Consider the following 15,355-nt stretch of genomic DNA (forward strand, 5'->3'; position numbering starts at 1 on the left):
TCCGTTCCGATTGCATCGGAATGGGGTTCTAACTATTTGTTGGAGCATGATCTTTTCCGAAAACCGGTTTCCACTTTTCGGGATCATGCTCTAATGCATCCGCGGTGTCGGACCCTGGCCCTTGTCGTCGATGACGGTGCCACGGCTGAAACGGTCGAGCGTGAAGGGCGCGTTCAGGTCGTGCGGCGCGTCCCTGGCGATGGTGTGGGCAAAGCAGAAGCCGGAGGCCGGCGTCGCCTTGAAGCCGCCGTAGCACCAGCCGCAATTGAGATACATGCCGGGCAGGGGGCCAGTGGTGATGATGGGCGAGCCGTCCATCGACATGTCGCAGACCCCGCCCCATGAACGCAGCACACGGACCGTCGCGAGCGACGGAAACAGTGCCAGCATTTCGCTCATCACTTCCTCGACGATCGGCAGGCTGCCGCGCTGGGCGTAGGAATTGTACCCGTCGAGATCGCCGCCATAGATCAGGCCGCCCTTGTCGGACTGGCCGACGTAGAAATGGCCCATGCCGAAGGTCACCACCGTGTCCAGGAATGGCTTCAGCGATTCCGACACGAAGGCCTGGAGTACGTGGCTCTCGATTGGCATGCGCTCGATGCCGGCAAGCTGCATGACGCGTCCGGTGCTGCCGGCAACCGCGACGGCCACCTTCCTGGCACGGATCTCGCCGCGGCTGGTGGTGACGCCGGTGACCCGGTCACCGTCGCGCAGGAAGCCGGTGACTTCGCAGTTCTCGATAATGTCGACGCCGCGTCGGTCGGCACCGCGGGCGTAGCCCCAGGCAACCGCGTCGTGCCGTGCGGTGCCGGCGCTCTCCTGGATCAGTCCGCCATAGACGGGGAAACGCGCCGACTGCGACATGTCTAGTCCGGGCACGCGGCGGCCGATCTGGGCCGGGGTCATCAGCTCCGCATCGACGCCGAGATGGCGCATGGCGTTGCCCTTGCGTGCCAGGTCGTCGAGCTGTCCCGGCGTGTGCGCGAGGTTGAGGACGCCGCGCTGCGAGAACATGACGTTGTAGTTCAGTTCGTGGGAGAGGTTCTCCCACATCTTCATCGAATGTTCGTAGAAACGGGTGTTCTGCGGCAGCAAGTAATTGGAGCGGACAGCTGTTGTGTTGCGGCCGACATTGCCGGAACCGAGATAGCCTTTCTCCAGCACCGCCACATTGGTGATGCCGTGTTCCTTGGCGAGATAGTAGGCTGTCGACAGCCCGTGCCCGCCGCCGCCGATGATCACCACATCATAGGATGCCTTGGGGCTTGGCTTGCGCCATGCCGGTTTCCAGTCGCGGTTTCCGCTGAGCGCGTTCCTGAGAAGCGAAAAGGCCGAATATTCCGCCATCCTGCAAATCATCCTATGGGCTGTGTGCGGACACTACAGGCAGCTTCCAGAATTCAAAGCCAATATTCCGCCATTGCTTTTCGCTAGGCCGACTTTCCCACCAGCCCATCCGGCCGGCTTGCCCGGCAGGTTGGCCATCTTTATCAATGGCACGCCGTGAACTTGGCAAACAGACCGTGAGTCGCTGACAAACCATGCTTTTCTCCGCAGTCCGGCGCATCGGCGCCACCCTGTTCGTTCTCGCAGCGGTGCTGCTGTCGCAGGCCGTCGCGCAGGATCTCGGCAAAGCGCCGGCCGGTGTCATTGCCGACCAGCAGGAAGTCATCACCAGCCTGTCGGCCAAGGTCGATGCGCTGCAGAAGAAAATGGATGCCAGCGCCGAGGACGATGCCGGCCTTGTCGATATCCGCCTTCAACTCGAGCAGCTGTCGCGCGAGCTGCTGCAAAGCGGCGTCGCATTCCGTCCGCGCCTGACCGAAATCAACACGCGGCTGGAGCAGCTTGGCAAGCCACCGGTGGAAGGCCAGCCGCCTGAACCTGCGGTGGTGACAAGCGAGCGGGAAAGCCTGACCGCGGAGAAGACCGAGATCAACGCTGTGCTCGGCGTCGCCGAAAATCTCTCGATCCGTATCGACAAGCTGATCAGCCAGATCACCGAGGTACGGCGCGACCTGTTCCAGAACCTTTTGACCAAGCGCTACCAGATCAATTTCGCGCTGGCCTTCGAGGTCATCGACGCATTCAAGACCGAGATGAGCGACCTCTACCGCACGGTCTCGTCCTGGGTTCGTTTTGTCGCCAGCTTCAAGCTCAAATCGATGCTTGCTGCTACCTTCTTTGCACTGGCCGCCGCGGCTGTCATCATCGTCGGTGGCCGTCGCATGTTCGGCCGGATGTTCGAGCCCGACGGCAGGGTCGAGGAGCCGTCCTATCTCAGCAGGCTGTCGGTCGCCTTCTGGTCGACCTTGATGCAGTCGGCGGCCCTCGTCGCGTTCCTTGGCGTCACCTACTACCTGTTCGACTATTTTGAAGTGCTGCGCGGCGACATCGGCGCAATGCTGTGGTCGCTGTTTTACGTCATCGCCATCGTCTTCTTCGTCTCGCGCCTGGGCATGGCCGTGCTTTCGCCCCGGCTGCCCAAATGGCGGCTGATTCCGGTGGAAAGCGGTGCTGCGCGCTGGCTGATGCTGCTGATCACGGCCACCTCCTTCTTCACCGGCCTCGATTATTTCCTGAGCTCGGTCTACCAGGTGCTCGGTTCACCGGTGGCTTTGACGGTGGGCGAGGCGCTGACGTCGACCGTGGTGATCGGCGTACTGGTCATCCTCATCGGGCTGGTCAGACCGTTCGTCGATGAGGACGGCCGTCCGAAGCCATGGCCGCGCCTCTTCCGCTATATCGTGCTTGCCCTGGGTGGCGTCACCATCGCCGCGGCCTTGCTGGGCTACATCGGCCTGGCGCGCTTCGTTTCGCAGCAGATCGTCGTGACCGGCACCATCCTTGCGACGATGTATATCGGCTTCCTGTCGTCCCAGGCGATCAACGAGGAAGACGCGTTCATCAAGACGACGGTCGGACGCCGCATCAAGCGGATGTTCACCCTCGACGATGCGACGCTCGATCAGCTCGGCCTCGTCACCAGCATGGTCATCAATCTGCTGGTGCTGATCGTCGGCGTGCCGCTGATCCTGTTTACATGGGGATTCCAGCCAGGCGACATGGTCACCTGGCTCTATCGCATCGGCTCCGGTTTCCAGATCGGCAGCTTCACGTTCTCGCCCGCCGGCCTTCTTTCGGGCGTCTTGGTCTTTGCCATCGGCTATTTCGTCACGCGCTGGTTCCAGGGCTGGCTGGATGGCTCGGTGATGGCGCGCGGCAAGGTCGATGCCGGCGTGCGCAACTCGATCCGGCTGGCCGTCGGCTATGCCGGCGTGGCGATTGCCGGGCTGATCGCCGTGTCGGCGGCAGGTATCGACCTTTCCAATCTCGCGCTCGTTGCCGGTGCGCTTTCCCTCGGCATCGGCTTTGGCCTGCAGAACGTGGTGTCCAACTTCGTCTCGGGCCTGATCCTGCTTGCCGAGCGGCCGTTCAAGGTCGGCGACTGGATCGTTGCCGGCCAGGTCTCGGGCACGGTCAAGAAGATCAGCGTGCGTGCCACCGAGATCGAGACGTTCCAGCGCCAGTCGGTAATCCTGCCGAATTCCGACCTGATCAACAGCGCCGTCGGTAACTGGACCCATCGCAACAAGCTCGGCCGCGTCGATATCAAGGTTGGCGTCGCCTACGACTCGGACGTCAAGCGCGCCCATGATGTCCTGCTCGACATCGTGCGGGCGCATCCGATGATCCTGAAGAATCCGGAACCCTTCGTGCTGTTTGCCAATTTCGGCACGGCGGCGCTGGAGTTCGAGATACGCTTCTTCCTCGCGGATGTCACAGGCAGCAATGCTGTCCAGAACGACATTCGCTTCGCCATCCTGGAGGCATTCGAGCGCGAGCATATCGATATCCCGTCGACACCGCGCGCGCACGACATCAAGCCCGCCGAGAAATGGCCGGCCGATGACGAACAGGCCGAAGCGCTGGTCGCGGAGGTGGAAGAAGCGCGCAACAAACGGGCTGACGAAGCTGCCGCCAGGCGCAAGCCGGGAAGGAAAAAAACCGATCCGGAATGAAACGGTGGGGCTGCGCTAACCAATTGTGGCATGAACAAGGCATTCAGTTGCCGTTCAGCTTCGAACTCATATAAGCTCCCTTGCAAACGGCGAGAATGCCTTGCGAAAATGAACAGAGGCGGTGGAAACACCGATGATGAGAATGAATAGGTTTCTTGTCGCCGCAGGCGCGCTCTTCCTGGCCATGTCGGGCGCGGCGCATGCCGCGAGCGCGGTAAACCTGGATGCCGAGCCGCGTACGCTGATCGTGACGGAGGGCGGTTCCAAGACGGAACTCGCTCTTGCCGCCGGCGAAACGGTCGAATTCTGCTCGAATGGCTGCTTCGTGACGATGCCCAATGGCGACCGCGAAGCGCTGACCGGTGCGGAAACGGTGGAGATCTCGGGCGGCGTCGCCCGCATCAAGTAAGATCGCGTGCCATCGCTGGTGAACTGATCGAAAGGCCGGGCGGATGCTCGGCCTTTTCCGTATTTCGCTAATGTCTGTTTAAGCATGACCGAGGAAATGACTGGCGCGCCTCCAGCATTCGGCTGCCACCTTAACCATCCCGAATCCGGCTGCCCGCTATAGCGTACTGGTGGGGGTCCGGAGGGTTGATGCCGTCCGGCAAGGGCAGGGCAGGCATATCGATGGACGCGCGATCAGAAAACAGCGCAATACCGCTCGCGGTCGATCTCGACGGTACGCTGATTGCGACCGATTTGCTTTGGGAAGGCTTGTTTGCCCTTCTCAAGAAGAACCCCCTCAGCATCTTTCTGGTGCCGTTCTGGCTGCTTTCGGGGCCAGCCCGGCTGAAGCAGGCGATTGCATCGGCCGTCAACATCGATCCGGCAACGCTGCCTTACAGACCCGAAGTCCTGAAACGGCTCCGCGACGAGCAGGCCAACGGCCGCAAGGTCGTGCTCGCCACCGGCACTCCGCGCAAATTTGCCGACGCCATTGCCCGGCATCTCGGTTTGTTCGATGCGGTGCTTGCCAGCGACGGCGACGAGAACCTGACCTCCGAGCGCAAGCGCAACGCTCTGGTGGCGGCTTATGGCGACGGCGGTTTCGACTATGCCGGCAACAGCCGCCACGATCTCAAGGTATTCGAAGCCGCGCGCGAGGCGATCGTCGTCGCACCCGACCGCGCCGCCGCGCGCTGGCAGGCAAGCCACGGTTCCGAACTTGTCGCCGTGCCGAAGCCGGACGTGCGCACGATCCTCAAGATGCTGCGTGTCCACCAGTGGCTCAAGAATTCACTGATTGCGGTGCCGCTGGTGCTGGCGCACAAATATTTCAACGTCGACATGCTGGTGCCGGCCTTGCTGGCGTTTATGTCGTTCTGTGCGGCTGCATCGGCCATCTACATCATCAACGACTTTTTCGACCTGACACTCGACAGGTCGCACCCGACCAAGCGCGATCGGCCATTCGCCAGCGGAAAGCTGTCGATACCATTCGGGCTCGCCTCGGCAGCTATCCTGCTCGTCGTCAGCCTGGTGACGGCTGCCTTCACGTCGATCGAATTCGTCGCCGTGTTGCTCATCTACCTGATCGCCACGACCGCCTATTCCCTGTCGGTCAAGCGCATGCTGCTGCTCGACGTGTTGACGCTGGCGGGGCTCTATACCCTGCGCATCCTGGCGGGTGCGGCAGCGACCGGCGTCGACGTGTCGTTCTGGCTGCTTGCCTTTTCGATCTTCTTCTTCCTGTCGCTGGCGCTGGTGAAGCGCTACGTCGAACTGCGCTCGTCGACGCTGAACGTCGGCGAACGCATTGCCGGGCGCGGCTACCGCATCGAGGATCAGGAGATCGTTGCGCAGGCGGGGATGGCGTCGGCGTTTTCGTCGGTGCTGGTTCTGGCGCTCTACATCGACAGCAGTGCCGTGCGCGAGCTTTACCGCCAGCCCTGGCTGATGTGGCCGCTGGCGCCCATCGTCCTTTACCTCACCATGCGCGTCTGGATCCTCGCCCGCCGCGACGAACTGCACGACGATCCTGTCGTCTTCATCATTCGCGACTGGCGCAGCCAGATCGTGGTTCTCATCGGCGCTGCCTTGCTTCTGGTCGCGGGGTGGTGAGCATGGCGGCTTGCGACTACCAAAGTTTCGGCCGCGCCAACCCAGGCGCACGCAGTGCAATCGACGTGGCCGAGGCGATGCAGATGCTGACCAGCGGATCGGTGCGCGCCGCGTCACTGCTCGCCTATGGCAACGGCCGAAGCTATGGCGACAGCTGCCAGAACAGCGGCGGCGCCGTCGTCGACATGCGGCCGCACCATCGGATCCTTTCCTTCAACGCCGAGACCGGCGTGCTCGAGGCCGAGGCAGGGGCGCTGCTCGCCGACATTATCGCGGCCGGGGCACCGCACGGCTTTTTCCCCGCCGTGGTGCCCGGCACCCAGTTCGTCACCCTCGGCGGCGCCATCGCCAACGACGTCCACGGCAAGAACCATCACCGCCGCGGCAGCTTCGGCTGCCATGTCGAGCGTCTGACGCTGCTGCGCTCCGATGGCCGCACCTATGCCTGTTCACCTACGGAGAATGCACGGCTGTTTTGGGCGACGATCGGCGGGATGGGGCTGACCGGCATCATTCTTTCCGCCGCCATCCGTCTGATGCGCGTGCAGTCGCTCGACATCGCCGAGACGGTCAAGCCGTTCGGCAGCCTGGATGAATATTTCGATCTGGCGGAAGCTGCCGACCGCGACAACGAATATGCTGTCGCCTGGATCGACCAGTTGGCGGGCGGCAAAAGCGCCGGGCGCGGCCTTTTGCTCGCCGGCAACCACGCGCCCCATGGCGCGCGCGCGGCCGAGCTGGGAGCGGCAAGATTGTCGGTGCCATTCCAGCCGCCGCTGACCCTGCTCAACCGGCCGTTCCTGAAGCTGTTCAACGCCGCCTATGGCTGGCGGCGCGGTCGGGTCGCTGCAAGCCAGTCAGGCTACCGGAAGTTCTTCTTTCCACTCGACAGCGTGGCCGGCTGGAACCGGCTCTACGGTCCCAATGGGCTGTTCCAGCACCAGAGCGTGGTGCCTGTCGAGGTCGCGCGCGAGACCATATCGGCATTGCTGGCGGCGACCCGCCATGCGGGACAGGGTTCGTTCCTGACCGTGCTCAAGCGTTTCGGGGCACAGCGCTCGCCGGCGCTGATGTCGTTTGCCCGGCCCGGCTATACGCTGACGCTGGATTTTCCCAACCATGGCCAGTGCACGCTCAAGCTTCTGGCCGAACTCGACCGGATAACGGTTCGCGCCGGCGGTGCGGTCAATCCGTACAAGGACGCGCGCATGTCGGCCGCGACATTCGCCGCCTCCTTTCCGGATTGGCAGCGGCTGGAGACGATGCGCGATCCCGCCTTCATGTCGGATTTCTGGGCCCGCACCGCGGGGCGACTGGGCGCGCGCAAAGGTGAGGCGGCGCAAGCAGCCGAGTAGGTCTCAGGCGATCGCCAAGGAAACGCGCAGGTGTCTCAAATTGTATAGAAAGTTTCACGGAATATTCGCGGCTTGCTGCTAGCCTGCGAAGAGAACGGATAAAGCAATGAAATACCTGCCCTTCATTCTTTTTACGGTGATGACCAACGCAGCTGCGCAGCTGATGCTCAAGCAGGGCATGATGTCGCTTGGGGCGGTATCGTTCGAGGGTGCAAATCCCTTGGTAAAGCTGCTCCAGATCGTTTTCAGCCCGTGGGTCTTTGCCGGGCTTCTGACCTTCGTCATCTCGATGGCATCGCACCTCTATGTCCTGTCGAAGGTCGAGCTCAGCTTTGCCTATCCGTTCCTCAGCCTGGCCTATGTCGCCGTCGCGGTGTTCGCATACTTCGTCTTCCGCGAAGACCTGAATGCCTGGCGGATCGCCGGCATCGCCTTCATCTGCGTCGGCACCGTGCTCATCGCCCAGAGCGGCCGTGACCACGACGAAACGGTCGTCACCGCTTCTACAGAACCCACCAAGACAAGCGAGCTCGTGCGATGAGACACGTCATTTTCGGAGGCGACGGCTTCGTCGGTCGCCATCTTGCGCCCAGGCTGATCGCCGACGGCGAGGAAGTCATCGTCGCCGACATCGTCAAGAGCGAGCTCGCGCACTATCTCAATGCACGTTTCGTCAACTGTGATGTCACCGAACCGGCGTCGATCGCAGCGCTCGGCCTCAAGGTCGACGACATGGTCTACAACCTGTCGGCCAAGATGCTGTCGCCGATCCAGGTGAGGGCAAAGCGGCACGAGTTCTTCTTCCCGGTCAACTATTTCGGCACCGAGAACATCATCAAGGCGATGGACCATGCGGGTGCGTCGAAGCTGGTGCACTACACGACCGACATGATCTACGGCCACACAGTTACCTACCCGATGACCGAGGAGCATCCGGTGGCGCCGCTTGGCGAATACGGCTGGTCGAAGCAGAAGACCGAGGAACTGGCCGTGGTCTGGCGCGATCGCGGCATGAACATTTCACTGTTCAGGCCGCGCCTGATCATCGGCCCCGGCCGCCTTGGCATCCTGGAAAAGCTGTTCAAGCTGATCGACTGGAACCTTCCCGTGCCGATGATCGGTTCAGGCCGGAACCCATACCAGTTCATCTCGGTGTTCGATTGCGCGGAGGCGGCACGCCTCGCCTGGAAGTCAGGCGTTCCCAACGAGGCCTACAACCTCGGCTCGCTCAACCCGCCGCCGGTGCGCAAGCTTCTCGGCGATCTGGTCAAGCACGCCGGCTCGAAGTCGATCCTGCTGCCGACGCCGGCCTGGGCGGTCAAGCGCACGCTCGACCTGCTCGACCTCATGAACATGCCGATCATGGACCCCGAGCAGTACCTGATCGCCGACGAGGAATGCGTGCTCGACGTCACCAAGGGCGGGCGCCAGCTCGGCTGGGTGCCGAAGTACCGCGACGAGGACATGCTGATCGCCGCCTACAAGGAATATCGCGCCAAAAAGGCCGGCGTTGCGGCCAGCGCGCACCACGCCCCGGCCGAATGAAGGATATGACCATGACGCTCGTTACCAAGCCGGATGCAGCCAACTCCCGCGCCATTGCCGGTGCTCCCGCGATGGCGGCCAAGGCGGTCGCCAAGCCGAAGCTGATGACAGTCGAGCAGGCCAAGACGCTCGATGTCGCCGGGATGACCGACCTGTTCAAGGCGCATCTCAACCCGGGCCAGCTGCATTTCATGAAGCTGCTGGGTTTCCACAAGATCAAGATCGAGCGTGCCGAAGGCATGCACTACATCGACCAGAACGGCCGCAAGATCCTCGATTTCTTCGGCGGTTTCGGCTCGCTGGCGCTTGGCCATAACCATCCGCGCGTCGTCGAGGCGCGCAAGAAGTTCCAGGACGAGAAGCGCCACGAGATCGGCATCGCCTTCATGTCGCAATACGCCTCGGCGCTGGCCTACAACCTGGCGCAGATATCGCCAGGCGACCTCGACATGGTGTTCTTCGGCTCGTCCGGCTCGGAAGCGATGGAAGCGGCGGTCAAGCTTGCCGAGCGCGCGGCGGGCCCTGCGCGTCCCAAGATCGTCTATGCCGAGAACTCGTTCCACGGCAAGACCAAGGGCGTGCTCTCGATCACTGACGGCGCGCTCTATCGTGGCGAATTCAAACTGACCGACAACACCGCACGCGTGCCCTTCGGTGACATCGATGCGGTCGAGAATGCCTTCCGCTCCGATCCGGCAATCGGCGCCATCGTGCTCGAAACCATCCAGGGCGGCGGCGGCATCAACCAGGCGCCGGCGGAATACTGGCAGAAGCTGCGCGCGCTCTGCGACAAGTATGGTGTGATCTGGGTTGCCGACGAAGTGCAGTGCGGCGTTGGCCGCTCGGGCCGGTTTTACGCCTTCGAGCACTACGATGTCGTGCCCGACATCACCGCCGTCGCCAAATCGCTCGGCGGCGGCAAGGCGGCAATGGCTGCGATGATCGCGCGCCGCGACGTCTACATGAAGGCCTATGGCACGCCCAAGACGGCAATGATCCACGCGATGGCGACCTTCGGCGGCATCGGCGAAGGCTGCATCACCGCGATCGAGACGCTCAACGTGCTCTACGACGAGGGGCTGATCGAGAATTCGGCTGCGACCGGCGCCTACCTGCTGGAGCGGCTGGAAGAGCTCAAGGCGAAATATCCCAAGATCATCAAGGACGTGCGTGGCAAGGGCCTGATGGTCGGGCTTGAGTTCCACGACTTTTCGCAGACGCTGCCGATGGTGTTGCGACCGGTCGTCAGCGTGCTTGACGACAAGTTGAAGGGGTCTCTTTCGGGCTTCGTGGGCGCACTGCTGCTGCGCGACTACGACGTGCTCGTGGCCTTCACCGAATACAACCGCAACGTCGTCCGCCTGCTGCCGCCGCTGACCTGCAGCCGTGGCGATGTCGACGTGCTGATCCAGTCGCTCGACAGCCTTCTCGGTCGCGGCATCGTCGCCATCGTCAAGGATTTCGTGAAGAGCCAGATGAGCTGAAGTGGCTTGCAGGGATATCGAGATGATGACCAGCGAAGGTACCGTGATGGGGTGGGCGCTGCACTCGGGCGTCGCCCGCGCGCTCGCGCAGGCTGCGGGCAGCAGGCGCTTGCTCGACCGCTTGGCCGTCGCGTTCTTTGCCGTCGTCTGCCTCGGCATCTCGGTCTATGCGCTGGTTCGGCCCGACTACAATTGGGACATGGTTGCCTATGTCGCGACTGCGCTGGAGGATCGCCACAGTGATCCGGTCGAGCTTCATGCCGAAACATGGAAGCTGATCTCCGAGCGCGCGAGCGAATCCCAGCTCTATGCGCTGCAACAGGGCAACCCGTACAACCTCAACCAATGGCAGAACCCTGCCGATTTCCAGTCGCAGCTTTCGATGTACCGGGTGAAGGTGGGTTACATCGCGATCTTGCGGGCGCTTGAGCCCATTGCCGGGCTTGTCAACGCCGCCATGTTGCTGAGCATCCTGCCGTCGCTGGCGCTTGGCGCGTTCTGCCTCTACTGGTTGGCCAGGGAAGGCGCGCTGCAAGGGGCATTCGTGCTCGCACCGCTGCTGGTGCTCGCCGACTACGCGCACATGACCACGGCGGTCGTACCCGACATGCTGGTGTCACTGGTCTCGTTCGTTTCGATCTATCTGCTGCTCAGGAGACGCGATCTCGCTGCCTGCTTGCTGCTGTTCGCGTCGGTCTTTCTGCGGCCCGACAATATCATCCTGGTCTTTGCGCTGCTGCTGACGGCCATCGCCTTCGGCTGGCGCGTTTTTCCCCTTCTCGTTACCTTCGTGGCCGCGCTGGCGGGGGGCATGATCGCCGCCAAGGTCGGCGGCCATCCTGGCTGGTGGGCGCATTTCTATTTCTCATGCGTCCAGATCCAGAATTCGATGGCGAACTTCCATCCGGACTTTTCGCTGGTCGATTTTGCCCGGGGTTATATCAGGGGTGCGGTCGTCGCCGTGATGGACAATGAATGGCCGGCGATCTTTGCCTTGCTGCTGGCCGGATGGGCGCTGCTCGGTCGCGCTGGACGGACGAGAGGCGGCCGTGAAAACGCGCTCGTCTTCGCGCTGACAATCGGCACGCTCGGCAAGTTCGCCAGCTTCCCGCTGCCCGACGACCGTTTCTATTTCGTCTTCATCGGTGCGATGAGCATGGTGCTGGTGGCGATGTGGAGGCCGCGCTTCGATATCATGCCGGCACGCGCCTAGACCGCTCAGGCTCGCTCTTTTTCGCGAAGTCGCGCGGCTCTTTGGCAATGTCGCAAACAGGCTGCAATCGGCCGGAACCGCCCTATAGTCTGCCGGCAAAAATATCATCTCGGAGTCGAGGGCAATGGCAGAGTTTCCGAAACAGGCGAAGGTCGTCATCATCGGGCTTGGCGGTATCGTCGGCGCGTCGATAGCCCATCACCTGATCGAGCGTGGCTGGGACGACATCGTCGGCATCGACAAGTCCGGCGTGCCGACCGACATCGGCTCGACGGCGCATGCTTCCGACTTCTGCTACACCACCAGCCACGATTTTCTCTCGGTCTGGACGACGCAATACTCGATCGATTTCTACGAGAAGATGGGCCACTACGCCCGCATCGGCGGGCTCGAAGTCGCCCGCACCGGCGACGACACCTGGATGGAAGAGATCAAGCGCAAGCTTTCCTCCGCCAAGGCGTTCGGCACGCGCGCGCACTATGTCTCGCCCTCCGAGATCAAGGCGATGTTCCCGCTGATCGAGGAAGATCAGGTGATGGGCGGCATGTTCGATCCCGACGCCGGCCTCGTCATCCCGCGCTCGCAGACCGTCGCCGGCAAGCTTGTCGACGCTGCCGAGAAGTCCGGCAAGCTCCACGTCTTCGGCAACACGCCTGCCACCTCGCTGATCGTCGAGAAGGGTCGCATCAAGGGCGTCGTCACCCATCGCGGCACGATCATGGCCGACCATGTCGTCGTCTGCGCCGGCATCTGGGGCCGACTGATCGCCGAAATGGTCGGCGAAGACCTGCCGGTCATGCCGGTCGACCATCCGCTCACCTTCTTCGGTCCGTACAACGAGTTCGAGGGCACGGGCAAGGAAATCGGTTTCCCGCTGCTGCGCGACCAGGGAAACTCCGCCTATATGCGCGACACCGGCGACCCCAAGACCACCGAAGGCGGCCAGATCGAGTGGGGTTATTACGAGACCACCAATCCGCGCCTTTGCCATCCGCGTGAAATCCTCGAAAAGCACGAGGCGCGCCTTTCGCCGTCGCAGCGCGACCTCGACATGGAGCAGATCATGGCGCCGCTGGAGCGCGCCATGGAGCTGACGCCGATCCTCGGCGAGATCGGCTACAATGAAAGCCATTCCTTCAACGGCCTGCTTCAGGTGTCGGCAGCCGGCGGCGCCTCCTGCGGCGAGAGCCAAAAGGTACGCGGCCTCTGGTACTGTGTCGCCATCTGGGTGAAGGACGGTCCCGGCTACGGCAAGCTGATCGCCGACTGGATGACCGACGGCCGCACCGAGATCGACCACAATTCGATCGACTATGCGCGCTTCTACCCGCACCAGCTGGAAGAGAAGTTCATCGAAGGCCGCACCTTCGAAGCCGCCCAGAAGATCTACTTCCCGGCCGTGCACACCCGCGAGCCCTACGGCACCGGCCGCAACGTCAAGCGTTCGCCTTTCTACGAGCGCGAGGTCGAGCTCGGCGGCCACTTCATGGAGCTGGGCGGTTGGGAGCGTGCGCATGGCTACAAGGCCAACGAGCACCTGCTGGAAAAGTACGGCAACCGTGTTCCGGTGCGCGAGAACGAGTGGGACAGCCGCCACTTCTGGCGTGTCTCCAACGCCGAGCACCTGGCGATGAGCGAGGATTGCGGCATCGTCAACCTCTCGCATTTCCACATGGTGGATATCGAGGGTCCTGATCATGTCGAGCTGCTGGAATGGCTCTGCGCGGCCAAGATCGGTGGTGACGGCAATATCGGCAAGGGCGTCTACACCCACTTCCTCGACGACGAGGGCATGGTGCGCGCCGACTTCACCGTCTTCCGCATGGCCGACCGCTGCCGCCTCGTGAACGGCGCCGATGCCGGTCCGCGCGACTTCCACTACATGAAGCGCGTCGCCGAGGACCGCGGCCTCGACGTTACGATTGCCGACGTTTCGGAGAAGTTCATCACCATCGGCATCTGGGGGCCGAATGCCCGCGAGACGCTGAAGAAGGTGGTGGCCGATCCCGCTGGGCTCGACCAGGAAAACTTCGCCTTTGCGGCGATCAGGCAGATCGAGATCGCCGGCAAGCCGGTCACCGCCTTCCGCATCTCGTATGTCGGCGAGCAGGGCTGGGAACTGCACATGAAGTACGAGGACGGTCTTGCCGTCTGGGATGCGCTGCGTGCGACCGGCGTGATGGCCTTCGGCGTCGAGACCTATGCCAATTCGCGCCGCATGGAAAAGAGCCTGCGCCTGCAGAATGCGGATCTGCTGACCCAGTACAACCTCATCGAGGCCGATCTTGCCCGCCCGAAGGTCAAGGACGCCGACTTCCGCGGCAAGGCCAAGCATCTGGAATACAAGGCGCGCGACCACCAGCCCGCCATGCTCTGCACGCTCGTGATGACCGAAAACACCGACGGGAACGGCGTGAAGCGCTATCCGGTCGGCACGCTGCCGGTCATGGACCCGGCAACTGGCGAGGTGCTAGTCGATGAACTCGGCCGCCGTTCCTACACGACCTCCATCGCCTTTGGCCCGACCATCGGTAGGAACATCGCGCTGGCCTACCTGCCGCACGCTTATGCCCAGGAAGGCCGCAGGCTGAATGTCGAATATTTCGGCGAGACCTATCCCGTCGAGGTCGCGGGCGTCGGCTACAAGCCGCTCTATGACCCGGAGAACCTCAAGCCGCGGAGCTGAACACTGGCTTGTTGGGCCGGTGGCAGGCCTCGTTTGAACAGCACTTCGCAACAATGTGAATGAAAAGCCCGGCATTCTTGCCGGGCTTTTCTTTTGAAGTGGAGGATTATCGCTTACCCTCAAAGAATGTCTGCTGTGGCTAAAGCTCTTCTCGCAGGCGGTGCCGCAGTGGCGCTGATGCTTGGCCTTGCATCCCAATCCCTTGCAGTCGAACAGGTCGATGTCGAACTGGTGCTTGCCGTCGACGTTTCGCTGTCGATGTCGCCCGACGAACTCGAGATCCAGCGCCACGGCTATGCCGCCGCCCTGACGCATGAACGCGTACTTCAGGCCATCGCCGAGGGTGCCCATGGCAAGATCGCCGTCACCTATGTCGAATGGGCAGGATCGACCTCACAGATCGTCATCGTGCCTTGGACGGTCATTGCCAATCGCGCCGATGCCGAGCGCGTCATACGCCAGCTCACGGCCAAGCCACCCAACAGCGCCCGCCGGACCTCGATATCCAGCGCGCTCGAATTCGGCAGCGATCTTTTCGCCGAAAGCGCCTTTCGCGGCATGAAGCGGGTGATCGACATCTCGGGCGACGGGCCGAACAACCAGGGGCCGCCGGTCGACCTCATTCGTGACGGGGTGGTGGCCCAGGGGATCACGATCAACGGGCTGCCGCTGATGACCAATGGCGGCTTCGGCAATGCCTATGACGTCGAGGACCTCGATCGCTACTACGCCGATTGCGTCATCGGCGGGCCGGGTGCCTTCATGATCCCGGTCAACGAATGGTCGCAGTTCCCCGAAGCGATACGGCGCAAGCTGGTGATGGAACTGGCCGGGCCGGCTTCGCCGCAATGGGCCGCCGAAGAGGCTGCATACCCGCCCGTCGTGCTTGCCCAGGCGCGACCGAGATACGATTGCCTGGTCGGCGAGAAGCTCTGGCGCGACCGCTCCTGGCTGTGGGACAGCCGCTAGAATCTCGAGTGTCG

General features: G+C 62.7%; 11 protein-coding genes. 10 read left to right on the forward strand and 1 reads right to left on the reverse strand.

What is annotated here, in order from left to right:
- Positions 1-90: 90 nt before the first annotated feature.
- Entirely contained in the window at positions 91-1,350 is a 1,260-nt protein-coding gene (locus CO731_RS14805; RefSeq protein ID WP_108607775.1) for a sarcosine oxidase subunit beta family protein, read from the reverse strand.
- Positions 1,351-1,544: 194 nt separating this feature from the next.
- Here CO731_RS14805 and CO731_RS14810 point away from each other — a divergent pair, with 194 nt between their 5' ends.
- The 10 genes from CO731_RS14810 (at position 1,545) to CO731_RS14855 (ending at position 15,341) form a co-directional block, all read left to right on the forward strand.
- Positions 1,545-4,025, forward strand: coding sequence for a mechanosensitive ion channel family protein (locus tag CO731_RS14810; protein ID WP_108607776.1), 2,481 nt, complete (start codon positions 1,545-1,547; stop codon positions 4,023-4,025).
- Positions 4,026-4,167: 142 nt separating this feature from the next.
- The gene (locus CO731_RS14815) at positions 4,168-4,434 is read left to right on the forward strand and encodes a hypothetical protein (RefSeq protein ID WP_108607777.1); all 267 of its coding nucleotides are present in this window, start codon (positions 4,168-4,170) and stop codon (positions 4,432-4,434) included.
- Positions 4,435-4,655: 221 nt separating this feature from the next.
- Positions 4,656-6,089, forward strand: coding sequence for a UbiA family prenyltransferase (locus tag CO731_RS14820; protein ID WP_108607778.1), 1,434 nt, complete (start codon positions 4,656-4,658; stop codon positions 6,087-6,089).
- Between the two features lie 2 nt (positions 6,090-6,091).
- The gene (locus CO731_RS14825; RefSeq protein ID WP_108607779.1) at positions 6,092-7,444 is read left to right on the forward strand and encodes an FAD-binding oxidoreductase; all 1,353 of its coding nucleotides are present in this window, start codon (positions 6,092-6,094) and stop codon (positions 7,442-7,444) included.
- Between the two features lie 106 nt (positions 7,445-7,550).
- Positions 7,551-7,985, forward strand: coding sequence for an EamA family transporter (locus tag CO731_RS14830; RefSeq protein WP_108607780.1), 435 nt, complete (start codon positions 7,551-7,553; stop codon positions 7,983-7,985).
- Positions 7,982-8,989, forward strand: a complete 1,008-nt coding sequence (locus CO731_RS14835; RefSeq protein ID WP_108607781.1) for an NAD(P)-dependent oxidoreductase — start codon at positions 7,982-7,984, stop codon at positions 8,987-8,989. The genes CO731_RS14830 and CO731_RS14835 overlap by 4 nt, the downstream gene beginning before the upstream one ends.
- 71 nt (positions 8,990-9,060) lie before the next feature.
- Complete coding sequence (locus CO731_RS14840; protein ID WP_245439872.1) at positions 9,061-10,473, forward strand: aspartate aminotransferase family protein; 1,413 nt, start codon at positions 9,061-9,063, stop codon at positions 10,471-10,473.
- A gap of 22 nt (positions 10,474-10,495) precedes the next feature.
- Positions 10,496-11,686, forward strand: a complete 1,191-nt coding sequence (locus CO731_RS14845; RefSeq protein ID WP_108607782.1) for a hypothetical protein — start codon at positions 10,496-10,498, stop codon at positions 11,684-11,686.
- Positions 11,687-11,810: 124 nt separating this feature from the next.
- The gene (locus CO731_RS14850; RefSeq protein ID WP_108607783.1) at positions 11,811-14,372 is read left to right on the forward strand and encodes an FAD-dependent oxidoreductase; all 2,562 of its coding nucleotides are present in this window, start codon (positions 11,811-11,813) and stop codon (positions 14,370-14,372) included.
- Between the two features lie 126 nt (positions 14,373-14,498).
- Positions 14,499-15,341 carry a DUF1194 domain-containing protein gene (locus CO731_RS14855; protein ID WP_108607784.1) on the forward strand — a complete coding sequence of 281 codons (843 nt, stop codon included), beginning with the start codon at positions 14,499-14,501 and terminating at the stop codon, positions 15,339-15,341.
- Positions 15,342-15,355: the final 14 nt, after the last annotated feature.

The sequence above is a fragment of the Aminobacter sp. MSH1 genome, from assembly GCF_003071665.1.
Taxonomy (GTDB): domain Bacteria; phylum Pseudomonadota; class Alphaproteobacteria; order Rhizobiales; family Rhizobiaceae; genus Aminobacter; species Aminobacter niigataensis.